Origin of the sequence: Pantoea sp. GM_Pan_3, from assembly GCF_026541045.1 — a bacterium.
GTDB classification, from domain to species: domain Bacteria; phylum Pseudomonadota; class Gammaproteobacteria; order Enterobacterales; family Enterobacteriaceae; genus Pantoea; species Pantoea anthophila.
Genome location: NZ_JALNVA010000004.1, coordinates 21037 through 43289, shown reverse-complemented (window position 1 = coordinate 43289; position 22253 = coordinate 21037). Strand labels below are relative to the sequence as shown.

The 22253-nt window shown below is 55.1% G+C and carries 22 protein-coding genes; 12 read left to right on the top strand and 10 right to left on the bottom strand.

Annotated features, from left to right (window positions below; genetic code table 11):
* The first annotated feature begins 146 nt into the window (after positions 1–146).
* From OXR04_RS12880 to OXR04_RS12865, 4 genes are all read left to right on the top strand, one after another.
* Positions 147–4178: an Ig-like domain-containing protein gene (locus OXR04_RS12880; protein ID WP_267370630.1), complete on the top strand. Its 4032-nt coding sequence runs from the start codon at positions 147–149 to the stop codon at positions 4176–4178.
* Positions 4179–4582: 404 nt separating this feature from the next.
* On the top strand, positions 4583–5287 hold the full coding sequence (locus OXR04_RS12875) for a gluconate 2-dehydrogenase subunit 3 family protein (RefSeq protein WP_111207238.1): 705 nt from the start codon (positions 4583–4585) through the stop codon (positions 5285–5287).
* Positions 5284–7059 carry a GMC family oxidoreductase gene (locus tag OXR04_RS12870; RefSeq protein WP_267370626.1) on the top strand — a complete coding sequence of 592 codons (1776 nt, stop codon included), beginning with the start codon at positions 5284–5286 and terminating at the stop codon, positions 7057–7059. The genes OXR04_RS12875 and OXR04_RS12870 overlap by 4 nt, the downstream gene beginning before the upstream one ends.
* Positions 7060–7071: 12 nt before the next feature.
* Positions 7072–8370: a cytochrome c gene (locus OXR04_RS12865; RefSeq protein ID WP_267370624.1), complete on the top strand. Its 1299-nt coding sequence runs from the start codon at positions 7072–7074 to the stop codon at positions 8368–8370.
* A gap of 132 nt (positions 8371–8502) precedes the next feature.
* Here the strand turns inward: OXR04_RS12865 and OXR04_RS12860 are convergent, their stop codons facing one another.
* From OXR04_RS12860 to OXR04_RS12845, 4 genes are read right to left on the bottom strand one after another with little or no spacing between them, the layout of a single operon-like run.
* Positions 8503–9363 carry a metal ABC transporter permease gene (locus OXR04_RS12860; protein ID WP_267370622.1) on the bottom strand — a complete coding sequence of 287 codons (861 nt, stop codon included), beginning with the start codon at positions 9361–9363 and terminating at the stop codon, positions 8503–8505.
* Complete coding sequence (gene sitC, locus OXR04_RS12855) at positions 9363–10223, bottom strand: iron/manganese ABC transporter permease subunit SitC (RefSeq protein ID WP_267370619.1); 861 nt, start codon at positions 10221–10223, stop codon at positions 9363–9365. Before sitC ends, OXR04_RS12860 begins: the two co-directional genes overlap by 1 nt.
* 2 nt (positions 10224–10225) lie before the next feature.
* Positions 10226–11041, bottom strand: coding sequence for a manganese/iron ABC transporter ATP-binding protein (locus OXR04_RS12850; protein ID WP_267370616.1), 816 nt, complete (start codon positions 11039–11041; stop codon positions 10226–10228).
* A complete protein-coding gene (locus OXR04_RS12845; RefSeq protein WP_276047266.1) occupies positions 11038–11895 on the bottom strand; it encodes a metal ABC transporter substrate-binding protein in 858 nt (285 codons plus the stop codon). The genes OXR04_RS12850 and OXR04_RS12845 overlap by 4 nt, the downstream gene beginning before the upstream one ends.
* A 515-nt stretch (positions 11896–12410) precedes the next feature.
* Between OXR04_RS12845 and OXR04_RS12840 the strand changes: the two genes are divergently transcribed.
* From OXR04_RS12840 to OXR04_RS12825, 4 genes are all read left to right on the top strand, one after another.
* Positions 12411–12704 carry a hypothetical protein gene (locus OXR04_RS12840; RefSeq protein WP_009092773.1) on the top strand — a complete coding sequence of 98 codons (294 nt, stop codon included), beginning with the start codon at positions 12411–12413 and terminating at the stop codon, positions 12702–12704.
* 245 nt (positions 12705–12949) lie between these two features.
* The gene (gene ycgZ, locus OXR04_RS12835; RefSeq protein ID WP_009092772.1) at positions 12950–13195 is read left to right on the top strand and encodes a regulatory protein YcgZ; all 246 of its coding nucleotides are present in this window, start codon (positions 12950–12952) and stop codon (positions 13193–13195) included.
* Positions 13196–13371: 176 nt separating this feature from the next.
* A complete protein-coding gene (locus OXR04_RS12830; protein ID WP_009092771.1) occupies positions 13372–13668 on the top strand; it encodes a hypothetical protein in 297 nt (98 codons plus the stop codon).
* A gap of 161 nt (positions 13669–13829) precedes the next feature.
* Entirely contained in the window at positions 13830–14084 is a 255-nt protein-coding gene (locus OXR04_RS12825; protein ID WP_009092770.1) for a biofilm/acid-resistance regulator YmgB/AriR, read from the top strand.
* A 431-nt stretch (positions 14085–14515) separates the two neighbouring features.
* Here OXR04_RS12825 and OXR04_RS12820 read toward each other — a convergent pair whose 3' ends face one another.
* Positions 14516–14710: a hypothetical protein gene (locus tag OXR04_RS12820; protein WP_009092769.1), complete on the bottom strand. Its 195-nt coding sequence runs from the start codon at positions 14708–14710 to the stop codon at positions 14516–14518.
* 367 nt (positions 14711–15077) lie between these two features.
* Here OXR04_RS12820 and OXR04_RS12815 point away from each other — a divergent pair, with 367 nt between their 5' ends.
* Entirely contained in the window at positions 15078–16094 is a 1017-nt protein-coding gene (locus tag OXR04_RS12815) for a LacI family DNA-binding transcriptional regulator (protein ID WP_267370610.1), read from the top strand.
* 23 nt (positions 16095–16117) lie between these two features.
* On the opposite strand, the gene OXR04_RS12810 is transcribed toward OXR04_RS12815, so the two are convergent.
* Positions 16118–17029: a LysR family transcriptional regulator gene (locus tag OXR04_RS12810; RefSeq protein WP_267370607.1), complete on the bottom strand. Its 912-nt coding sequence runs from the start codon at positions 17027–17029 to the stop codon at positions 16118–16120.
* Positions 17030–17128: 99 nt separating this feature from the next.
* On the opposite strand from OXR04_RS12810, the gene OXR04_RS12805 reads away from it, so the two are divergent.
* Positions 17129–17854 (top strand): SDR family oxidoreductase, encoded by a 726-nt coding sequence (locus OXR04_RS12805; protein ID WP_009092766.1) that lies wholly within the window; start codon positions 17129–17131, stop codon positions 17852–17854.
* 47 nt (positions 17855–17901) lie between these two features.
* On the opposite strand, the gene OXR04_RS12800 is transcribed toward OXR04_RS12805, so the two are convergent.
* The 4 genes from OXR04_RS12800 to OXR04_RS12785 form a co-directional block, all read right to left on the bottom strand.
* On the bottom strand, positions 17902–18642 hold the full coding sequence (locus tag OXR04_RS12800; protein WP_267370603.1) for a YoaK family protein: 741 nt from the start codon (positions 18640–18642) through the stop codon (positions 17902–17904).
* Between the two features lie 187 nt (positions 18643–18829).
* A complete protein-coding gene (locus OXR04_RS12795) occupies positions 18830–19159 on the bottom strand; it encodes a DHCW motif cupin fold protein (protein WP_058957266.1) in 330 nt (109 codons plus the stop codon).
* 18 nt (positions 19160–19177) lie between these two features.
* Positions 19178–19870 carry an aspartate/glutamate racemase family protein gene (locus OXR04_RS12790; RefSeq protein ID WP_009092763.1) on the bottom strand — a complete coding sequence of 231 codons (693 nt, stop codon included), beginning with the start codon at positions 19868–19870 and terminating at the stop codon, positions 19178–19180.
* 51 nt (positions 19871–19921) lie between these two features.
* Positions 19922–21097 (bottom strand): MFS transporter, encoded by a 1176-nt coding sequence (locus OXR04_RS12785; protein WP_267371288.1) that lies wholly within the window; start codon positions 21095–21097, stop codon positions 19922–19924.
* 135 nt (positions 21098–21232) lie between these two features.
* On the opposite strand from OXR04_RS12785, the gene OXR04_RS12780 reads away from it, so the two are divergent.
* Positions 21233–21733 (top strand): MarR family transcriptional regulator, encoded by a 501-nt coding sequence (locus OXR04_RS12780; protein WP_267370600.1) that lies wholly within the window; start codon positions 21233–21235, stop codon positions 21731–21733.
* A gap of 194 nt (positions 21734–21927) precedes the next feature.
* Positions 21928–22248 (top strand): hypothetical protein, encoded by a 321-nt coding sequence (locus OXR04_RS12775; RefSeq protein WP_267370598.1) that lies wholly within the window; start codon positions 21928–21930, stop codon positions 22246–22248.
* Positions 22249–22253: the final 5 nt, after the last annotated feature.

Here is a 22253-nt window from a genome sequence, read left to right as displayed (position 1 = left end):
GCTGCGGATGACGTCTGATCCGTTGAGTACCGGGCCCGGCTCTATAACTTTATTGGGCGCTGGGCGTTGCGTGCCTGAAATAAATAAAGTCGCGCTTTATTTTAAAGGCATTGCCTACTCACAACCTGGTATATACGGAGATTTCCATGGCATTTTCAGGCACGGGCCGCGTCACGGTTGTTTCGCTGACAAACGGTCAGACACTGTCTCAGTTTACTGCAGACAAATTACACTCTGTTCTGAATGAACCCGCGATTATTACGCTTCAGGGCCCGCCGTCTCAGGTTTCCTCTTATCAGAAACAGGGGCAGGACCTCATTCTCAACCTGCAGGAAAGCGACTCGCTTCGCTATCAGAACTTCTTCACTGATTTTGCAGGCCAGCAGAGTACGCTGCGTTTTCAGGAGGGAAATTTACTGCATCAGGCGCGATTTGGCCGGGATGTCACAGCCGATACGCAGAGTGTCGCCACGCTTACGCCAGAGTGGCATTCTTCTGACCATGCGAAGTCCTTAACGCCCTTTCCGGCCCAGCCTGTGGCAGAGCCTGAGCCCGCCTTATCAACGGTGGAAACCACAGAAAGCCTCTACCTGGCTCCGACAGATCCGGCGTTAAACGGTGCAACTGTCACTCCGGGGGTTAGCAGCAGCGAAAAAAACGCCACCTTAACGCTGGCGTCTACTTCTGAAACTTCCACTTTAAGCGCGCCCGCTGCGTCTGACGACGTGAAGGCAACCACTGCTGCTATCCCGTTACCGGCGCTGACACTGGATCCTGTTACCGGCGACAATGCAGTGAGTTACCAGGAGGGGATCTACGGCATTCTCTTCACCGGCACCGCCGCGCACCTTGCCTCCGGCACTCCGATTGAACTGACGCTGGACGGCAGAACCTGGCAGGGCAGTGTCTATCAGGATAAGTGGCAGGTTCAGCTTTCTGACAGCGACGTCAGGACTATCCAGGACGGCAACCACCTTATAAAAGTCAGCGCAACAGACCCGGAGGGTAACAGTACCAGCCTTAGTCAGAATCTGCTGCTGATCACCCACTACAACGGCAGCAATCCAAAAGTCACCGTTAATAACATCACGCTGGCGGATGAGGTACAGCATGACGGAGACACCTGGTATCTCCTTAGCGGCACCCTGGAAACATCGCTGCCGCTCAAAAACTTTGCGGTACAGGTTGATGATACCTTTCACTGGAATTATGCGGTGATCCAGCCGGATGGCAGCTGGCGGGCGGAAATCAGCGCGTCGGAGCTTTCTCAGGGTGGCAACAGCCTGTCGTTTGGCGTGCTGGATGGTGCGGGAAACTGGTTTGAACAGAGTGGTTATGTCACAGCCGACCTCACCACGCCGGTTGAGGGCGGGGGTGGCGTTCCGCCGATCACCGACGACAATCCAGCGGATGGCGGCAATACTCCACCAGCCGACGGTGGCACGCCGGTTCCGCCCGTGAGTGCCCCGCCATCTTTAACCATTAACAGCTTTACCGGTGACGGCGTATTAAGCGCCGAAGAGAAACTCACATCACAAACGTTCAGCGGCACCACAGAAAATCTTGCCGCAGAGAGCACGCTGACCATTATGCTGAATGGTCAGTCCTATACGACAACCCTGGCAGCGGATGGCAGCTGGAGCGTCATCCTGCCGGCTGCCGATCTGCAGGCGCTGCCGGTCGGATCTAACCGCATCAGCGTCACCTTTGAAAACAGCGCTGGCGGTACGACTACCGCCAGCAAAGCGATCACCGTCGAGCCGTCAGTTCCGCCGTCTGATGCGACCCCGCCTCAGCCGACCATCGACACGCCGTTTGGCGATGGATTGATGAACGCCAGTGAGCGCTTTGAGCCCGTAACGCTGAGCGGCTCTACCGGCGTGACCGGGGCGGGCCAGAAGATCACCCTGGACGTGGATGGGGTTAACTATGCGGGCACCGTGGACAGCCTGGGCAACTGGTCAGTCTCGCTTTCAGCCCTCCAGCTGGCCGACGCAGAGTTAGCAGAGGGGAACCATACCATCACGGTGACCGCCACCGATCGCTGGGGCCAGTCTGGAACCAGTGAGGCAACCTTTATTACCGATACGCAGGATCCGCTTGTCAGGATTGATCCGCTGGCCGGGGATGGAGTGATCGACAATCAGGAAATCAACAGCGCGCTGGTGATCGCCGGGAGCAGTGAGGCGGGCAGCACGATTGAGGTTACCTTTGGCGCCCTGCACTGGAGTGGCATCGTCGATCAGAACGGTCAATGGCAGTTCCCGGTGCCTGCAGAAACGCTGCAGGGGATGGAGGAAGGCAGTTACTCTGTCGTGGCCAAAGCAACCGATGAAGCGGGTAACAGCCGCTCTGCCTCAGCAGGCGTGCAAATCTATGCGTCTGATGCGTTACCGCAGCTGACGCTGGATCCGGTCACCGGCGACAATGCGGTGAGTTATCAGGAGGGGATGTACGGCATTATCTTCTCCGGTACGGCTGCCCATCTCCCCTCCGGTACCCCGGTTGAACTGATCCTGGACGGCAGAACCTGGCAGGGCAGCGTCTATCAGGATAAGTGGCAGGTTCAGCTCTCTGACAGCGACGTCAGGACTATCCAGGACGGGAACTACCTCATTAACGTCAGCGCAACGGATCAGAATGGTAACAGTACCAGCCTCAGCCAGGATCTGCTGCTGATTACGCATTACAACAGCAGCAACCCAAAGGTGACGGTCAACGACATCACTCAGGCAAATCAGACAGAGCATGACGGTGAGACCTGGTACGTCATCAGCGGCACGCTTGAAGCGCCGCTGCCGCTCCAGACCTTTGCGGTACAGGTTGATGATACCTTTCACTGGAATTATGCGGTGATCCAGCCTGATGGCAGCTGGCGGGCAGAAATCAGCGCGTCGGAGCTCTCTCAGGGCGGCAACAGCCTGTCGTTTGGCGTGCTGGATGGCGCGGGAAACTGGTTTGAACAGGGTGGCTACGTCACGGTCGACCTGACTTCACCGGTCAGTGACAACAGCGGCGACCCGGTGCCGTCCGTGCCGGATAATCCCACCGACGGCGGCAGTACCCCGCCCGTGGTGGATCACCCCGGCGAGCCTGCCCCTGTCATTGATACCCCATTTGGTGACGGCTGGCTCAATCGTGCAGAGAAAAAAGAGGGCGCGACGCTGACCGGCACAACTGGCGTAACCGGTAGTGGTCAGACGGTCACCGTGATGACTGGCGGCAAACATCGCCTTGCTGAAGTCAGTGACGATGGTCACTGGAACCTGTCCCTGACGCCGGAGACAATGAAAAAAGGGTTCGGTCATGGTCAGCACGACATTGTCGTGACCGCGACTGACGCAACAGGCCACACGGCTACGATAACCACGACCTATCAGGCAGATGCCTGCGCCCCCAGAATCGCTTTTACCCATCTGACAGAAGGACAGAAAATCGATCTTAATGCTGGCAGCCTGCAGCAGCGGATATCTGGTACAGGTGAAGCGGGCGATATCGTCACAGTCAGTCTGGGTGACCACCAGTGGCAAACCACCGTGACCAGCAAAGGCAAATGGGCCGTTCAGCCTGAGGCGCTGAATACGCACACCGCTGAACCGGGCGAGTATATGCTTACCGCAAGCATTCGCGATGCGGCAGGTAACGTTAACCACGTTTCGCACGTCGTCGAGCTTTATACGTCCGATCCACAGCCAGCACTTGCGCGCGCGATGGATAGCACTTCCTTTCATCACAACAGTGATGGCCATAGCGACACACCAGAGACACAAAGCGGTGAAACGCCCTCGCCTTCTCTGTTAAATCTGCTTACCCACCTGGACAGCGTTGCCGGTCACGACACCCTGATGCCGGACGGCTCGCACGAGGCGCTGGACTTTGCCTCGCTCGGGCTGTCAGTCAGCAATAGCGGAGTTATCGACCTGAATGCCTTCAGCAGCAACAGCGTTACGCTGGAGCAAAAAGAGCAGTTACCGCTGACTGGCGATACCCGTGAGTTGATGACGATAAAAGAGGCAGAGGGCAATCCGGTCACGCTGAGTACCACTGAAGGCGGTGTCTGGAGTGAGGATGGGCAGCGCAACATTGAAGGCCATCAATACGATCTTTATCACACCCCCTCTGCCAGCCATGAGGGTTCGCTGGCTGATCTCCTCATCCAGCATAATCTGTACGCTTAACTGATCTGATCCAGCAGGCCAGGGTGGATTTACTGCCCTGGCCTTTTGCTGTCAGGCGGCCGGTGGTGTTGTGAAAAATCCCGCCTGTCGTCAACCCTCCGCAACAAACTGACAACATTAATAACAAAAAAACATCCTTGTTAAACTTATGTATAACAAAACTCACCTGTTTCACTAGGCGAAACGGTGTTTTACTGGATAAAATCAATGGAAACAGCAGGGATTCATTCTTATGTCCGCCAGGAAGGATCAGACACAATCTGAAGTTGATGATTGCACAACAAAAATTACGCAACGTTATTAATTATGTCCTTTTTCAGATAAGGGCGAGCAAAGGAAACGGGTACAGAAAGGAATATCTCTGTGCTCAGGAAGAATCGGTATAAATTTTAAAAGAGCGCCAGATGAAGTCATCCAGACGATCATTTCTTCGGAAAACATTTTCACTCATTCCCATTGCCGCGGTCGCGGGAACAACAGCAGTCAGCGCGGTCGCATCGGCCAAAGAAAAAGGGGAAACGTTTCATTACGTCCCGGTATTTTTTAATAATGACGAGTGGCGGTTCATTTTAGCGGCTACCGACCTGCTGATCCCTGAGGATGAGTTCGGCCCCGGTGCGGTAAGTGAAGGTGTCCCGGTCTACATCGACAGACAGATGGAACTCCCCTACGGTCATGGCTACCTCTGGTATATGAGCCCCCCTTTTCAGGAGTCGATTCCGGAAATGGGCTACCAGACTAATCTGGTGCCGCGCGATATTTACCGCAGAGGGATCGCCAGCCTGAATAAATATTGCCGCGATAATTTCCAGCATAATTTTGCCGATTTAGCCAGAGACAAACAGGAAGCCATTTTACATGACCTGGATGCCGGCAAATTAAGCCTCGACGCTCTCTCCGGAAAACTCTTTTTCTCTCAGTTATTACAAAACACGAAAGAGGGCTATTTAGCCGATCCCGTGCATGGCGGTAATCAGACCATGGCATCCTGGAAACTGATCGGTTTTCCGGGCGCACGCGCGGATTTTATTCAGGTAATGGAAAATCCGGACAAACCTTATCCCTTAGGTCCGGTCAGTATTTCTGGTAAGTATGGTGCATTAAAATGACGATTAAAAAAGAACCGGTTGATGTAGTCATTGTTGGCTTTGGCTGGGCGGGCTCGCTGATGGCGATGGAACTGGCATCAACGGGATTGAAGATTGTCGCGCTTGAACGGGGTGAGCAACGGGACACTTATCCTGATTTCGCCTATCCGCGCATCGTTGATGAGTTAACCTACGGCGTAAGACTTAAACTCTTTCAGAACATTTCAAAAGAGAGTGTCACGGTCAGGCATACCCCTAAAGATACGGCTCTGCCCTATCGCCGTATGGGCTCTTTCCTGCCGGGCGATGGTGTCGGCGGAGCGGGCGTTCACTGGAATGGATTATTGTGGCGTCCTCTGGAAGCCGATCTCAGACTGAAAACGGTCGTCACTGAGAAATATGGTGCCAGCTTTATTCCGGGGGATATGACCCTTCAGGATTACCCTTTCACCTACAGTGAAATGGAACCCTATTTCGATAAGTTTGAGCGGATCTGCGGGGCTTCAGGCCAGGCCGGAAATCTTAATGGGGAGCGCATTGACGGCGGTAACCCGTTCGAAGCGCAGCGTGCGAATCCTTTCCCGACTAAACCGCTGCTTTATCAGTACTCCGCCATGCTGTTTGAAAAAACTGCGAAAGAGATGGGATATAACCCCTTCCCCGGCCCGGCGGCGATATGCACCGAAGCCTACACCAACCCCTATGGTGTCGCACTCGGCGTCTGCAACTATTGCGGTTTTTGTGAAAAATTTGGCTGCTACAACTATTCAAAAGCGTCACCGCAAACCACGATTATTCCGGCGCTCAGGCAGTACGACAACTTTGAGCTGCGCTGTAAATCGCATGTGTTACGCGTCAACAAAGACAGTTCGGGCAAACTGGCCACCGGCGTCACCTATATCGATGAAAATGGCCGTGAAGTCGAGCAGCCCGCATCCGTTGTCATTCTCAGTGCCTTCCAGCTCCATAACGTCCGGCTGCTTTTGCTCTCTAAGATTGGCCAACCCTACAATCCGGAAACCGGCGAAGGCGTGGTTGGAAAGAATTATGCCTATCAGATGCTGGGTGGCGCCAAACTCTTCTTCAATGAAAAGACGTGGTTTAACCACTTTGCCGCTACCGGTGCCTCAGGGGCCTATATAGACAATTACAACAGTGAAAACTTCGATCACGCCGGAGCGGGCTTTATCGGCGGCAGCACCGTCTCTGCCCATGTGACCGGTGGCCGCCCGATTGAACAGACGGTCACGCCGAAGAGCGCGCCCAAATGGGGAACGGGCTGGAAAAAGGCTATCCGTGACAGCTATCTACATAACATGAGCATTGGCGTCAGCTCCTCCGTCATGCCCTATAAACAGTGCTACCTAGACCTCGATCCGACCTACAAAGATGGTTACGGACTGCCGCTGTTAAGGATGACCTTTGACTGGCAGCAGAATGAACTCAGGATGACCCAGTTCATGGCGGGCAAAACGGAAAATATCGTCAAAGCGATCGGACCTGACTCTTACGATATGGGGTTCAAGTCCCTCTCTGCCCACTACGACGTTCGCCCTTATCAGTCCACTCACACCACAGGCGGCGCCATCATGGGAGACAGCCCGGCGACCAGCGTGGTGAATAAATATCTTCAGTGCTGGGACGTTTCCAATGTTTTCGTGGCCGGCGCAAGCTGCTTCCCGCAAAACCATGCCTATAACCCAACCGGAATCGTCGGCGCGACCACGCTCTTTTCAGCAAACGCCATAAAAACGATCTACCTGAAGAACCCCGGCCCGATGGTTCAGGCTTAAAGGAATAAGACGATGAAGATAACCTGTGTAAAGTTACTGCCCTTATTAACTTTATTGTTTAGCTTCGCCTCTGCTGCGGAAGAGACTGCGCCGGACAACATCAGCAAGGGGAAATATATTGCTACAGCGGGCGACTGCGTTGCCTGTCACTCCATTGCGGGCAGGGCGAGTTTTACCGGGGGACTGAAGATGTCGACGCCAATTGGCGCGATCTACTCAACCAATATCACCCCCGATAAAGAGACCGGCATCGGTGACTATTCCTACGACGATTTTGCCAAAGCCTTACGCGAGGGTATTGCGAAAGATGGACGTCATCTTTATCCGGCGATGCCCTACACGGCCTATGCCAGAATTAATGATGAGGATATGCATGCCTTATATGACTATATGATGCATGGCGTTAAACCCGTTCACCAGCAGAACATAAAAAGCGACATTCCCTGGCCGCTGAATATGCGCTGGCCTCTGGCCATATGGAACAGCGTTTTTCACGACGATAAGGTTTACGCCCCTGACACCACGAAAAGCGACGCGTGGAACCGGGGTGCCTACCTTGTTCAGGGATTGGGTCACTGTGGCACCTGCCATACGCCGCGCGGCATTGCTTTTCAGGAGAAAGCGCTGGATCAGCAGGGAAAAAGTTATCTGACCGGCGGAACACTGGAAGGCTGGCACGCGCCCGACCTGACGGGAAATGTTAAGTCGGGACTGGGCGGCTGGTCGAACGAGGATATCGCGCTATTCCTGAGAACAGGTCGCACCAACACCTCGGCTGCTTTTGGTTCGATGACCGACGTGATTGAGCACAGTACGCAATACTGGAGCCAGTCCGATCTCAATGCGGTCGCAACCTATCTGAAATCAATCGGGTCATCGGCGTCTGAAACGCCTCCTGCACCCCGCAAAGATGCGACAACCGCCGCACTCATCAGGGGCGATGTCAGCATGCCGGGTTCCAGACTCTATATGGATAACTGTTCTGGTTGCCACCGCCTTGATGGCAGGGGGTATGCAAAAACCTTCCCTTCCCTTGCCGGTAACTCTGCGGTCCTGAGTGATGACCCTTCGTCGGTTATCAGCATTGTGCTGCGAGGAGGCAAAATGGCGGTTACAAAGGATGCGGTAACCGGGCTGGCGATGCCAGATTTTGCCTGGCGTCTCAGCGACCAGGAGGTGGCTGACCTGGTGACGTTTGTCCGCAATAGCTGGGGTAATCAGGCACCACCGGTGAAAGCGGAACAGGTCGAAAAACTACGCAAAGAGTTGCCCGAACCGTCAAAGTCCACCCCTGAAAACCGGAATCAGTAAGCAGCAATAAAAAACGTCGCGTCCCCTCCGGGCGCGACGTTTTTGTTTACAGGCACCTGCACTGATCTGCTGCCGTCTGCAACCGACAACGCTCCCGAACAGATTCGCGGCCGGATGATAGCCGGTTCAGCCTCAGCCCGTTTCCGCATCGCTGCCGTGATGATGACCTTTAAGACGCTCGCGCTGCCGTGTTTTTCGGCCTGTCACAACCATCGCCACGATAAATACCGCGGCAAACAGCACCACAATGGTCGGCGCGGGGGCGCTGTCGATGAAGAATGAGAGATAAACCCCGCTCAGCGACACCAGCACGGATACCCCGGTTGCCACCAGCAGGGCATGTGAAAAGCGTCGGGTCAGCAGAATCGCGATCGCGCCGGGCGCAATCAACAGCGAGATCGACAGAATAATCCCCACCGCTTTCAGGGTAGCGACGATGGTCAGCGAAACCATACACAGTAAGCCGTAATGGAGCCAGCGCGCGGGCAGACCGCTTACCTGTGCCTGCTGCGGGTCGAAGCTGAACAGCATAAAATCACGCCATTTCACCACAATCACCAGCACGATAAGCACGGCGATAATCAGCGTCTGAATGAGGTCCGCTCTGTTAATACCGAGCATTTCCCCGAACAGAATATGATCGAGATGCACCTCTGGTTTCACCGCGACATAAAGAATCAGCCCCACCGCAAACATGCCCGAGAATACAATCCCCAGCACCGTATCCTGCTTTATACGACTGTTATCCTGCAAAAAGCCGCTGGCGACGGCACAGAACAGCCCCGCCACAAACGCGCCTGCCGCCAGCGGTGCCCCCACCATCCAGGCCAGCACAATACCGGGAAAGACCGCATGACTCATGGCATCACCCATCAGCGCCCAGCCTTTCAGCACCAGAAACACCGACAGCAACGCGCAGGGTATGGATACCACCAGCGCGATGAGCAGCGCATTGTTCATAAATGCGAACTGAAAAGGTTCAGCTATCCACATCAGCCTGCCTCCTTTTTAGCCTGATGCCGGCCACGACGCCGGTTAGCCAGCAGACCATGTCGCGGTGCAAAGATGAATGCCAGCAGAAAGAGCAGCGTCTGGGCGACCACAATGATGCCGCCCGTCGCGCCATCCAGGTAGTAACTCGCCCATGCGCCGAAAAAACTGGTAAGGCTGCCAATTGCCACCGCAATAACCAGCAGACGCGGGAAGCGGTCGGTCAGCAGCCAGGCCGTTGCCCCCGGCGTCACCACCAGACAGATCACCAGAAACGCGCCGACCGTCTGCAGTGCCGCCACGGTTGAGACCGCCAGCAGGATAAAGAAAAGGATTTTCAGCCGTTCAGGCTGCAGACCAATCGCCCGGGCGTGCTGCTCATCAAAGAAGGTCACCATCAGATCCTTCCATTTAACCAGCAGAACCGCGATCGAGATGCCGCCAATCAGCGCCAGCTGCAGGATATCCGCAGGCGCAATGGCCAGAATATTGCCCAGCACAATGGTCTGAATGTTTACCGCTGTCGGGTTGAGCGACACCATAAACAGGCCAAGACCAAAAAAGGAGGAGAAGATCAGACCGATGATCGCATCCTCCTTCAGGCGGGTGCGCTGATTCAGCAACAGCATGCTGCCCGCCGCCAGGCCACCGGAGAGAAACGCCCCCAGTGCGAAGGGCAGGCCCAGCATATAGGCGCCCGCCACGCCCGGGACGATGGAGTGTGACAGCGCATCACCGATCAGCGACCAGCCTTTCAGCATCAGATAACAGGAGAGAAAAGCGCAGAGTCCCCCGACCATGGCGGAGACCCACATCGCATTGAGCATATAGTGGTAACTGAAGGGCTCCAGCAACAGTTCCATGGTCAGCGCACCTCCTGGTGTGCACCGCGCGGCGCAATAAAGGGACGCTCATCGTCGGTGATGATCTGATCATCCAGCCCTTTCACCATAACGTGACGCAGCACGCCGCTGAATGCGCGTTCAAGGTTAGCCGCCGTGAACGTCGTCTCCGTCGGGCCGCTGGCCAGAATGGTGCCTTTTACCATCACGGTGTAGTCGCAGAATGCGGTCACCGACCCCAGATTATGCGTGGAAACCAGCATGGTCTTACCTTCATCGCGCAGTTCGCCCAGCAGGCTGATGATTCTGGCCTCGGTCTGAACATCCACGCCGGTAAAAGGCTCGTCCAGAAGGATCACACTGCCCTGCTGGGCAATAGCGCGCGCCAGAAAGACCCGCTTCTTCTGGCCACCGGAAAGTTCACCAATCTGGCGATGCCGGTATTCGAGCATATCCACCCGCGCCAGCGCCTCCGTCACACTCTGCCGGTCGCGCGCTTTGGGGCGACGCAGCAGACCCATATGACCGTAACGCCCCATCATCACCACATCCTCTACCAGCACCGGAAAAGACCAGTCCACCTCTTCCGACTGCGGCACATAGGCCACCAGACTCTGACGCAGCGCCTGGCGGGTAGGCATGCCCAGAATCGAGATGCTGCCGCTGGCGAGCCGGACAAATCCCATCAGCGCTTTAAACAGGGTGGATTTCCCCGAGCCATTCACACCCACCAGCGCCGCAATCGATCCACCCGGCACGCTGAAGCTCGCATTCCGCAGCGCGGTATGGCCGTTGCGCCAGGTGACGGTAACATCGGACACCACGATAGTCTCTTTCATTGCGCGGACTCCCCGGCTTTAAGGCCCTTCACCAGCGTCTCCGTCGTCACGCTCAGCAGATCCAGATAGGTTGGCACCGGCCCCTGAGTCTGACTCAGGGAGTCAACGTAAAGCACCCCACCATAATGTGCGCCGGTTTCTCTGGCGACCTGACGGGCAGGCTTGTCGGAGACGGTACTCTCACTGAACACTGCGGGGATGCCCTGCTTCCTGACCTGATCGATCACTTTTCTGACCTGCTGCGGCGTCCCCTGCTGGTCAGAATTGACCGGCCACAGGTAGAGCTCTTTCATCCCCAGATCGCGAGCCAGGTAAGAAAAGGCCCCTTCGCTGGTCACCATCCAGCGTTTGTTCTCCGGGATCCCGGCTATCTGCTGGCGCAGAGGCGCGATCGCAGCACTGATTTTCTGCTTATAGGCGTCGGCATTCTGGCGATAGGTTTCCGCGTTCGCCGGATCATATTTCACCAGCGCATCGCGAATGTTATCGACGTAAATCAGCGCATTGTCCGGTGACATCCAGGCGTGTGGATTCGGTTTACCGTTATAAGGCCCCTCGCCGATCCCGATTGGCGTGATGCCGGCAGAAACAATCACCTCCGGCACCCCCTCCAGGTGCTGATAAAACCGCTCAAACCAGCGCTCCAGATTGAGGCCGTTCGCCATAATGAGCTGTGCGCCCTGCGCGCGTTTTATATCGCCCGGGGTTGGCTGATACTCATGTATCTCAGCCCCCGGTTTAGTGATTGAGGTCACCTCCGCAGCCTCACCCGCCACGTTCTTCGCCATATCCGCGATGACAGTGAACGTCGTCACGACCTTAAATTTTTCTGCAGCATTACTGCTGGTGGCCATCAGTGTGGTCAGCAGCGCACTCAGTAATATCGCGGTGATTTTTTTAAATGGGGCCATACGGCACTCTCCGGAGGTGGTGAAAAACAGAACACAAATAGCCAGAGCTATTTTTTATAGCACAGGCTATACCTGTGCGAAAGCTCACCTGTGTGAAGTTTCTTCAGCGGCGGGTGCCAGATGTGAAGTTATGTAAATACCATGATTAAGATAATGAAACACAATGCTTTATTTCTGCACCCCGGGGTCAGTCAGTGAGAATGACGCGGGCAGAAAACAGGCTGTTTATGCCGTTTCGCTTTAAATGGAGAGCGGGATAAGCGAATCGGCAAAAATAAGTTGATTCGGAAAAGGCGATTCAGCCGGATATCGCCCGTCATGACACGAGCGTCAGAACGCTTTATCCGTTCAGGAAATGGACAATTAATATTATCTTATCGATAGGCTGAATTGATTAAGTTTCTTAATTTTTTTTGCTACAGTTAAAGTTACTTACCGCAATCACCCAGGAGGATATTGTGTATTTTTCCAGCGATGAAAAAGCAAATGTCATCATTGGCGAAGCTGCAATGAACCTGTTTACTGCCGGTCAGGAAGTCAACGTTGAACTGCTGATAAATGAGCTACAGGTCATGGCTAACTCGGAAGTTAATGAGATTCGCCTTGAAAAACTGAAATGTGCGCGTCAGTGGCTGATGGGCTTTAAAACCATCGGTTCGCGCGGCAATGCCCCGGCAAACTGGCTTTCCCGATCGTTCGGTAAAGAGTCAGCCATTCCCGCCCCGGCGGATGACATCGTCATTAAACACTGAGCATAGTACTTATCTCCCTGCCGACCTGCTTGTACAGGTCGGAGCGTCCGGGGGTGATATCGATACAAAATTCTGGTACAATTTTTACCTCGCCTGATATCCTCGTAACATGCTGTTTTAAAAGCGATAGCATTTTTTGCACAAAAAAAATAACGCTAAAAATTCAAAATCCTGTACAAGTTTTGGAAAGGTGTATAATTTGCATATCCAGAGCGTGGCATTTTTAATCACTCGAGGACATCAACATGCGTCAGAACGGTCAAAGCCCGGAAACGATCAGCGATATTGCCCGTTACTTCAATCAGGCCAGCTCACCTTCCCAACAGGAGACGCTGGGATCGGTTGTCGTTGAAATTCTGCGCGCAGGTCAAAGTCTCAGTCGCAAAGCGATCTGTAGCAAGCTTCTGCGTCGCCTCGAGTTCGCCGCCACACCAGAACAAGAGAATCATTTGCATGAATTGATCGCGATGCTTTTTCGCCGCGAAGATTAATGCCCTACCACGGCCCGCAGAGTAACTCAGGACGTCTGCTTTCAGCCCTCGTTCAGGAAGATTCAGTTTAGTAAAGAAGCCCAGCACTGCCTCCCCGTATCAGGTGCCCGCAATCGCACCTCCTGACGGATACGGGCCCGCAGCATGGCCATTGATTCGTAATCAGAGAAGCCAGTATGTACAGAAGTGAAGACGAGAAACTGACAGATGTCATGATCGGTGAAGCCGTTCTGACATTACTCAAGTCAGACAAACCGGTATCCAGCAATGCCCTGATCGCACAGCTTGAAGTGATGGCCGCTGCTGCCAATGATGATGCCGCGAAGGTTTCGATTATTCGCAAAGCCATCATTGAAGTCCGTAACGGTATGGTTGCAGCACGCAAACGTGTGAAGGGTGACGTTACCGAACGTGAAAATACTGCACATCGTATGAACAGTGACGGGCCGCCTGACGGCTCCAAAAAACACTGATTGAAAAATGTTGCGTATTAGATGTGCGCGGCTGACTTTAAGCGAAGCGGCAGCCACATTAAAAAATTTTAGGCCGGCTGGGCAAAACGAAAACAGCGTCTACACTCGTTTTTGACTTCAACCATTGCGTCTGACTCCTTTTCTTTAGAGAAAGAATAACCATGCAACACTCTTCAACAGATTCATCCATCATTGAGTATTTCCGTAGTGAAGGCGATCTGCTTGCTCAGGAAACTGAACTGCTGGGCGCAATCATTCGCGACATTGTGGCTGACCAGGGACGCGTAACAAATAAAGCCATCATCCTCTATCTGATTGCAGAGCTGGAATGCACTTCTGACGTAGTCAGGGGTGATGTGTTGCGTAAGACACTGGAAATTGTGGTAGGCCGCACACCTGACGATGCGGGCATCTGACAGGCGGCCCTGCGCTGCATCGGTAGCGCAGGGTATCTCATTCTCCCCCATCGCTGATGATTGATTATTCCTGGCTTTTCATTATTACTCCCTTTGACGGCATGTCAGAGCGGATGACTTTATGAAAATACAATTGATATTAATTATCGTATCGCTTTCACCTATCCTGTGAAGCCGGTAAGGCAGAATGAATGATTATGAGCGCTGCAAATATAATGATGCAGAGAACAGGTAGCCTGAAATAGAGCCTCTTTGCGGCAAAAGTTACCGCAGCGTGATAATCAGATATCTAATAACAGGCGAAAATGGTCAGACTGCCCTTTCAGATTAATCGCTGAATACTTTGCCGGATATTTTCAGGCCGGGTGAAGGTGGCGGGGTCAGAATAGAAATGAGGCTGGAGATGGCACCCCTGACTGGTGCCATCAGCCTTAATGCATTTTGCGGGTAAAGAAGCTTATTGCTTCCAGACACAGTGCTTTCAGCCGGCTGTCACGCGTCTCTTCGCTCAGGCGAAACAGCGCGTCCGTGATGTCGTGAAAATTAACCGGCTCTCCCGCCTTGATTAAATCACTGACTACCGCGCCAACCAGTGCACGGATCTCGCTATCGTTGTCGTACTTCACACGACCTCCCAACGGTGTATGAATGTACAGTCTATCATTAGCGAGAAGTAAAAAACAAAAAAGCCGTTACAGCGGAAATATAAGCGAAGCGGCGGAATGTCTATTATTTAGCCAACATCAGAATCCTCCCGGGCATTATTTCCGGCTAAGATAACAACGGCGTTTTGAATAGCAAAGGCGGCACAAGGGTTAGCGCTTTGCTTATATTCAGGCGATAAAGCCCCGGCTGAACAGCTTATTTACACGTTTCTGGCTTTTTCATTTCCCTGCCAGCCTGCACCACCTCTCATACTGCAACATAACCCATTCGGGTAATATCATGCAGTATGATAAAACAGACTTTATTCTCCGGCTAACGGGCGGGCACATGGCAAAATTCACCCTGAAACAGATCGCTGCCCAGTCGGGACTGAGTCTGGCAACCATCGATCGCGCGCTGCATCAGCGCGGCAACGTGCATGCCCGCACAGAACATCGTATTCAGCAGGCAATAGCTGACCTGGAACTGATGCACAAAGCGGGACTGGCCAGAGGGCGGACGATCTATTTTGACGTCATCATGCATACTCCTGACCGGTTCCAGCCTTTGATCCGTGAGGCTCTCAGCAGCCAGATCGCCAGCTTTGCCGCGTTTAAACTTCAGCTGCGTTTTCACCTCGGGGCAAATCTCACAACAGAGGGGATTAACGCGCTGCTGAATAAGAATGCGCTTCACAGTCACGGGGTCATTCTTAAAGCCGCCTGCGCTGAAGCGCTTTACCCTACCCTTGAAGCCCTGCTGAAACAGCGTGTGCCGGTGGTCACCATGATGAGCGATCTGCCCGGCAGCGCGCGCCTGCGTTACATCGGTATGGATAATTTTGATGCCGGAAAGGTGGCGGCCTTTCTGATGTCAAAATGGCTGCGGGTGACCCGTTCGCACATCCTGGCAGTGACCGGCAGCCATGACTTCATCGGCGAAAGGGAGCGAATCGACGGTTTTCAGCGTGCAATAGCGCAGTTTGCTCCTCAGCATCAGGTGAGCGTGGTCGCTGGCGGATATGGGATTGATGAGCGGATGCATCAGTCGGTGACGCGTTTTTTGCAGCAGCATCCGGATGCAGATGCGGTCTATACCGTGGGCGGTGGTAATCCCGGCATTCTGCGCGCTTTTGCGGGAGAGAAGCGCACGCTGAACGCCTTTATCGGGCACGATCTTGATCGCGAGAACTGTGCGCTACTGCATCAGGGTAAAATCGATGCCCTGATCGAGCATAATTTACAGCTCGATGCGCTGCACGCCTTCAGAACCCTGCTGGCGTTTCATGGATTCCTGCCGGCATCTGAGCCACCCGCGCCCTACTCCAGAATCAACATCATCACCCGTTACAACATGACGGCCTGAAAAGCCTCCTCCCGGATAAAAAATCAGCGCTGAACCGGGGCCGGCTGGGGTGACAGCCTGACGTGGTCAATCAGCGCCCGCAGCTTGGGAGCCAGATTTTTGCGGCTCGGAAAGTAGAGATAGAAACCGGCAAACGTGGGCAGCCATTCGTCGAGTAACGTCACCAGCTCGCCCCGATCAATGTAGGGCCGGAAAGTTTCCTCCATCCCAAAACTGATGCCGCCGCCAGCGCAGGCGGTGCGGATCATCACGCCCATATCATTGGTCGTCAGTTGCGGATTGACGGCAACATCAAACTCGCGCCCCTGCTCAGCAAACTCCCAGCGGTATGGGGCCAGGCCCGGTTCCTTGCGCCAGCCGATGCAGCGATGATGCACCAGTTCCTGCGGATGTTGCGGCGTGCCTGCACGTGCCAGATAGTGCGGTGACGCCACGGCGACCTGACGCTGAGCAACCGAGACCGGCACCGCAATCATATCCTGAGCAATAACCTCCCCCAGTCGCACACCCGCATCATAACCCTGCCCGACAATATCAAACTCTTCATCGGTCACGGTGATGTCCAGCTCAACGTATGGATAGGCGGTGATGAAGCTCGCCAGTAGCTCGCCCCCCAGCATGCGTTCCGCGATAGAGGAGATCGCCAGCCTCAGCTGTCCTCGTGGCTCTGCCGCCAGTTCAGCAATGTCGTTAACGGCGCGATTCAGCGCGCTGATAGCCGGTGCCACCTCGGCATAGAGTCGCTGTCCCGCTTCCGTCAGCTGAACCGACCGCGTCGTGCGCTGCATCAGCGTGATATTGAGCCGGTCCTCCAGCCGCCGCAGACTCTGACTGATGGCCGGACGCGTCACGCCCAGCTGTTCTGCCGCCAGCCGGAAGTTGCGCGTCTGTGCCACGATAACAAAAATTTCGAGCGCATTTTTATCACTGTTCATTGGTTAGTTTCAGTTACCAGTCTGTAAAGCGGTTGATGGATTATCTTTATAATCGACCCGTCGTAAGATCGCCACTCACAACCTGAGTGGAGAGAAAAGATGACGCAGAAAGTGATTTTAATTACCGGTGCATCCAGCGGTATCGGTGCAGGCATCGCACGCGAACTGGCGAAGAGCGATGCCATTCTGCTGCTGGGTGCACGTCGTGAAAGTCGTCTGGCTGCCCTGGCGGAAGAGCTGCGCTTTAATGGTTCTGAGGTGGCAATCAAAGCGCTGGATGTGACACGCCGCGATGACGTCACGCAGTTCGTTGACTATGCGCTGGAGAAATGGGGCCGGGTGGATGTGATGATCAACAACGCGGGTATTATGCCGCTGTCGCCGATGGCGTCGCTGCGTGTGGAAGAGTGGGATCAGATGATCGACGTCAATATCAAAGGCGTGCTGTATGGCATTGCGGCGGTACTGCCGTCCATGCTGACCCGCCAGTGTGGTCACATCATTAACATCGCATCCATCGGCGCGCTGGCGGTGTCGCCCACCGCGGCAGTCTACTGTGCCACGAAGTTTGCAGTGCGGGCGATTTCCGATGGGTTGCGGCAGGAGAACAGCGAGCTGCGCGTCACCTGCGTTCACCCCGGCGTGGTCGAAAGTGAGCTGGCGTCTACAATCACCGATCCGGTAGCGGCGGAGGCGATGCAGCAGTATCGCGCCATCGCGCTGCAGCCGGACGCCATTGGTCGCGCCGTGCGTTATGCGATTGAGCAGCCGGAAGAGGTGGATGTGAACGAAATTGTGGTGCGGCCAACCCGAACCCGGCAGTAAGCAACCGGCCCGATGCACATAGGACACCGGGCCGGCGCTTTTTTCTATCAGTAGAGCACCCTGCGGGTACGCTGTACGGTGACGGCGATCGCCGTCAGCGCTACCAGCATCAGGAAAACCCCCAGGCCAACCATGGCATTAAATCCATGGGCCTTGAAGAGCAGCAGTCCGGCGATACAGCCGCTTAAGAAGGAGAAGACCGTGGTCAGATGGGTATGCAGCACCTTCTGGAAAAAGCGACGGTCGTCCGTCTCAAGATGTACAGCATGTGAAGTGTGAGCAAAAATCCATGAACCCAGCGCAATACCCGCATCGGTCAGCGTCCCGGTAATGTGGGTCGATCTGACACGTCCGTTGGAGAGCTGCGTCGAGGTGGCGTTATGAATCCCCATCAGGAAGCCCAGCACGATCAGGATCTCTCCGTTGTAACTGGGCCGATAGTACATCAGCTCAAAGATCGAGGCCGCCGTCAGTGCCAGCCCCTCCGCCAGAATGATCAGACAGAAAATAGTGCGTAACCGGTATTTATGCCCCACCACCACTGCCAGCCGCGCAATGGTACAGCCAAAAACGAAGGCAATAATCAGTGCCATCAGAAACAGCATGGTGTGGAGATCGCTGGTGGTAACTTCGGCAGAGATCTGCGAGGTGTTGCCGCTCATGTGCGAGGGGAAAAACCCAAACGCCCCCAGCGCCATGGCATTAAGGATACCGGCGGTGGTGGCAAGCACCAGCGCCAGCAGTCGATCTTCGGTATGCGAACGCACTTTCTTCTTTTTTATCAGCACAGGCTACCCCACATCAGGTGATTGCAATAAATCCATAAAACCTAAAGCATACAGCCTGATACGAATAATTCCTGTCAGAACCAGATAACTCTGATGAAATAAGCCATTAATTTTGCTGATTTTTATAAAGCAGATTCAGTTTACTTTTAAAAGTGTCAACGACGCGATGAAACACCGGAGCGCAATCTCAGTCTACGATAAACAGCTGCGCGCCAGCTGACGTAAAGGAACGGTGCGGTTCAGCGTCATCTGCCACCTGATAACTGACACCCGGCGTCAGAACGAAACGGCGGCCATCGGCCAGTTCGGTGTGCAGCTCACCCGACAGGCAGAGCAGAATATGGCCTTTGGTGCACCAGTGATCGGCGACATAGCCCGGTGAATAGTCCACCATCCGCACCCGGATATCGTTGAACTTCACGGTTCGCCAGGTCGCATGCCCCTGCTCGCCGGGATGGACCGTCTCTTCAATCTGATCCCACTGCGTCAGACCAAAGGGCAGATTTTCAATTTTCATCTGTTTTCCTCGCTGACGTCAGGCCAGTGCCTGAATGACCGCCTCTTCGGCATGGATGAGCGTAGTATCGAACAGCGGGACGCTGGCATCGGTGGCATCCACCAGCAGGGTGATTTCGGTACAGCCCAGAATAATGGCCTCCGCCCCCTGCCCGACCAGCCGCGCCATGATCTCTCTGTAACGGCGACGCGAAGCGGGATTGATCTCGCCCAGACAGAGCTCGTGGTAAATAACCTCATGGACAAAGTGACGATCCTCTTCATCCGGCGTGATCACCGTCAGATCGAATTGTTCCTGAAGCCGCCCGCGATAGAAGGCCTGCTCCATGGTAAATCGTGTCGCCAGTAAACCGACCTTACGTAATCCCGCCTGCCGGATACGGCGTCCCGTGGCGTCGGCGATATGGAGCAGCGGTATCGTTGTTGCCGCACTGATTTGCGCAGCCACTTTATGCATGGTGTTGGTACAGAGTACGATGAATTGCGCACCGGCCCGTTCCAGATTGCGCGCCGCGTCGGCCAGTATCTCACCCGCCTGCTGCCATTCTCCCGCCGCCTGCAGCTGCTCAATGCGCTGAAAATCGACGCTGTAGAGCACCAGCTCCGCCGAGTGCAGGCCGCCCAGCCGTTCTTTAACCTGCTGATTGAGTATGCGGTAATAGAGCGCGGTAGATTCCCACGACATGCCGCCTAACAGACCGATGACTTTCACGATGCTCTCCAGATTCAGGGATGAAAACTCAGCATGCCAGATCGGCGGGGTTCAGCAATCGGTTTGTTCAGATGCAGCATTCAGCGGCCTGAAACGCCAGGCCATGATCATCAGCATCACGACGCCCGCGCTCATGATCAGCCACGCCAGGGAGAGCGATGCGCCGCTGTCGCGCACCCCGCCCGCCACAAGCGGCATCAGGGCCGCTATCAGATATCCGCCCCCCTGCACACGTGACAGCAGAATAGCCGCCTCTCTGGCGTCACGGGCATGATCCAGCGTAACAACCAGCGACAGCGGGAAGAGCGCACCGATACCCGCTCCCAGCAGCAGCGTCGGGATCAGCGGCAACCAGTCCGGACAGAACACCAGAGTCAGCAGTCCTGCCAGCAGCAGGGCCAGCACACCGAGCAGCAGCGGTCGGCGATCGGGAAAGCGATGTAACGTTGCCGACACGATGAAGCCTGCGGCCACTTCGGTTAATGTCAGGATGGCGAGCAGATAGCCACTGTGACGCGCACTCCAGCCCTGCTGAATATAAAAGGGAGGCAGCCAGGCCAGCACCAGCGTATAGGCCGCAGTGCCAATACCGAAAAAGATCGTCAGCAGCCCGATCCGCCTGACAGGCAGGTGTCCGGGTTTTGTCGCCCCCACACTCGTTTGCGGCGCACGCCTGACAACCCCCAGCCAGATGAGCAGCGTCACCAGCGCCATGCCGCCGGAGAGCGCCAGCGCAGGCTGCAAACCAAGCCAGGAATAGAGCGGTTCGGCAGTCGCGGCGGTCAGCGCCGCCCCCGCCATGATGCCGGTGCTGAATAGCGCCATCAGCGTTGTTGCAGCGTCAGCAAAGCGTTGCCGGATCAGCGCCGGCATCAGCGCCTGAATCACACCAATCCCTGCCCCGCCCGCCAGCGCGGTAAAGATCAGCTGAGGTACACTCAGGCTAAAACCCCGCCACAGGCAGGCCACCGCCAGACAGAGTAAACCGGCGGCGATGCCCGATACCGGCCCGAGCCGGGCGATCAGCCAGGGACCGGAGAGCGCAGCCACCCCCATCATCGCCACGGGCAACGTGGTCAGCAGACTGAAGGTCGTCGCTGACAGCCCGGCCTGCAGTTGCAACGCCGGAAACAGCGGACCGATAATAGCCAGCATCGGTCGCAGGTTGAGTCCGATAAGAAAGGCAATGGCGGCAAACAAAATGGGGAACAGTGTTGTATTTTTCATCATTGAGGCCCTGAGAGGATTCACAATGACAGCCGCAGGCCGCCATGATTTATCTTAACGTTAAGATAAATTATGGCCGGTGTTAAGCCGTAGCGCACAACCCGACAACATAACCTCAGCAACTACAGGTGATTCATGCAGGACCATATTGATTTCGTTGTCAGCCAGTGGGACAGCGCGATGCCCGAACTCGACGCCTCTTCTATGCAGATTTTCGGCAGGATGCTGCGTCTGATGAAACATCTGGCGAAGGCGCGCAGTCAGGCGCTGGCGCCTTTTGGCTTTCAGGAAGGTGAATTTGATGTGCTGGCTACCCTGCGCCGGGCGGGTTCACCCTGGCGTCTGTCGCCAACCCAACTCTATCAGTCCCTGCTGGTCACCTCCGGGGCGATGACGAATCGTCTGAACCGGCTGGAACAGCAGAATCTGATTGAGCGTGTGGCTGCCGCAGGGGATAAGCGTAGCCTGCTGGTCGGACTGACACCCCACGGGCTGCAGCAGATTGAACGCGCACTGGCGATCCACACCGCCACGCAGGAGGCCGTGCTGGCACCGCTGACAGCGAAAGATCGCGCTGAGCTGGAAAGGCTGCTGAAAAGCTTACTGCTGGCGTTTCCCGGCGAAGCGGTGAAGTAAAAATGTCTGGCAATGCCAGGGTGCCGTTCACTGTGAACATGACCTTTTGCGCTCGCAGGCGCAGGTACGATACTCAGCAGGCCAGACATAAATTTTGCCGAACGGCGTGACCCGTGCGCAGACTCTGTGGCAGGATACGCGGCCTGCGTCCTGCCCTATCCGGCAGACTGATTTTCACCCAACGCGTGACTGACATGACAAAACTCAAATTCATTCTTCCCCTCCTGCTGATTCTGGCCGCCGCGGCCTGGTGGCTGATGCCGCATGAGAGTGATGAAGAGACGGCCTATTACATCGCCGTGTTCTGCGCCATCAGTCATCAAGATGAACAGCAGCTGGCGCCGCAGATGCAAAAGGTAATCGAGGGCAGTAATTCTGACTATGCGCTGCAGAAAAACAGTTATAAACCCGCGCTGGGCAGCCGCGTGATCGGTCGCTGGCAACAGCTGACGCCTGATGCAAAACAGCGCGCCGCAGAAGACAGCGCGGCCTGTCAGGAATTATTAAAGCGCTGATCGCT

Coding starts and splice junctions, on each gene's coding strand:
- OXR04_RS12805 (WP_009092766.1), top strand. CDS start 17,129: ATGACGCAGAAAGTGATTTTAATTACCGGTGCATCCAGCGGTATCGGT.
- OXR04_RS12815 (WP_267370610.1), top strand. CDS start 15,078: ATGGCAAAATTCACCCTGAAACAGATCGCTGCCCAGTCGGGACTGAGT.
- OXR04_RS12785 (WP_267371288.1), bottom strand. CDS start 21,097: ATGAAAAATACAACACTGTTCCCCATTTTGTTTGCCGCCATTGCCTTT.
- OXR04_RS12850 (WP_267370616.1), bottom strand. CDS start 11,041: ATGAAAGAGACTATCGTGGTGTCCGATGTTACCGTCACCTGGCGCAAC.
- OXR04_RS12870 (WP_267370626.1), top strand. CDS start 5,284: ATGACGATTAAAAAAGAACCGGTTGATGTAGTCATTGTTGGCTTTGGC.
- OXR04_RS12810 (WP_267370607.1), bottom strand. CDS start 17,029: ATGAACAGTGATAAAAATGCGCTCGAAATTTTTGTTATCGTGGCACAG.
- OXR04_RS12860 (WP_267370622.1), bottom strand. CDS start 9,363: ATGTGGATAGCTGAACCTTTTCAGTTCGCATTTATGAACAATGCGCTG.
- OXR04_RS12825 (WP_009092770.1), top strand. CDS start 13,830: ATGCAACACTCTTCAACAGATTCATCCATCATTGAGTATTTCCGTAGT.
- ycgZ (WP_009092772.1), top strand. CDS start 12,950: ATGCGTCAGAACGGTCAAAGCCCGGAAACGATCAGCGATATTGCCCGT.
- OXR04_RS12795 (WP_058957266.1), bottom strand. CDS start 19,159: ATGAAAATTGAAAATCTGCCCTTTGGTCTGACGCAGTGGGATCAGATT.
- OXR04_RS12880 (WP_267370630.1), top strand. CDS start 147: ATGGCATTTTCAGGCACGGGCCGCGTCACGGTTGTTTCGCTGACAAAC.
- OXR04_RS12845 (WP_276047266.1), bottom strand. CDS start 11,895: ATGGCCACCAGCAGTAATGCTGCAGAAAAATTTAAGGTCGTGACGACG.
- OXR04_RS12875 (WP_111207238.1), top strand. CDS start 4,583: ATGAAGTCATCCAGACGATCATTTCTTCGGAAAACATTTTCACTCATT.
- sitC (WP_267370619.1), bottom strand. CDS start 10,223: ATGGAACTGTTGCTGGAGCCCTTCAGTTACCACTATATGCTCAATGCG.
- OXR04_RS12830 (WP_009092771.1), top strand. CDS start 13,372: ATGTACAGAAGTGAAGACGAGAAACTGACAGATGTCATGATCGGTGAA.
- OXR04_RS12865 (WP_267370624.1), top strand. CDS start 7,072: ATGAAGATAACCTGTGTAAAGTTACTGCCCTTATTAACTTTATTGTTT.
- OXR04_RS12775 (WP_267370598.1), top strand. CDS start 21,928: ATGACAAAACTCAAATTCATTCTTCCCCTCCTGCTGATTCTGGCCGCC.
- OXR04_RS12780 (WP_267370600.1), top strand. CDS start 21,233: ATGCAGGACCATATTGATTTCGTTGTCAGCCAGTGGGACAGCGCGATG.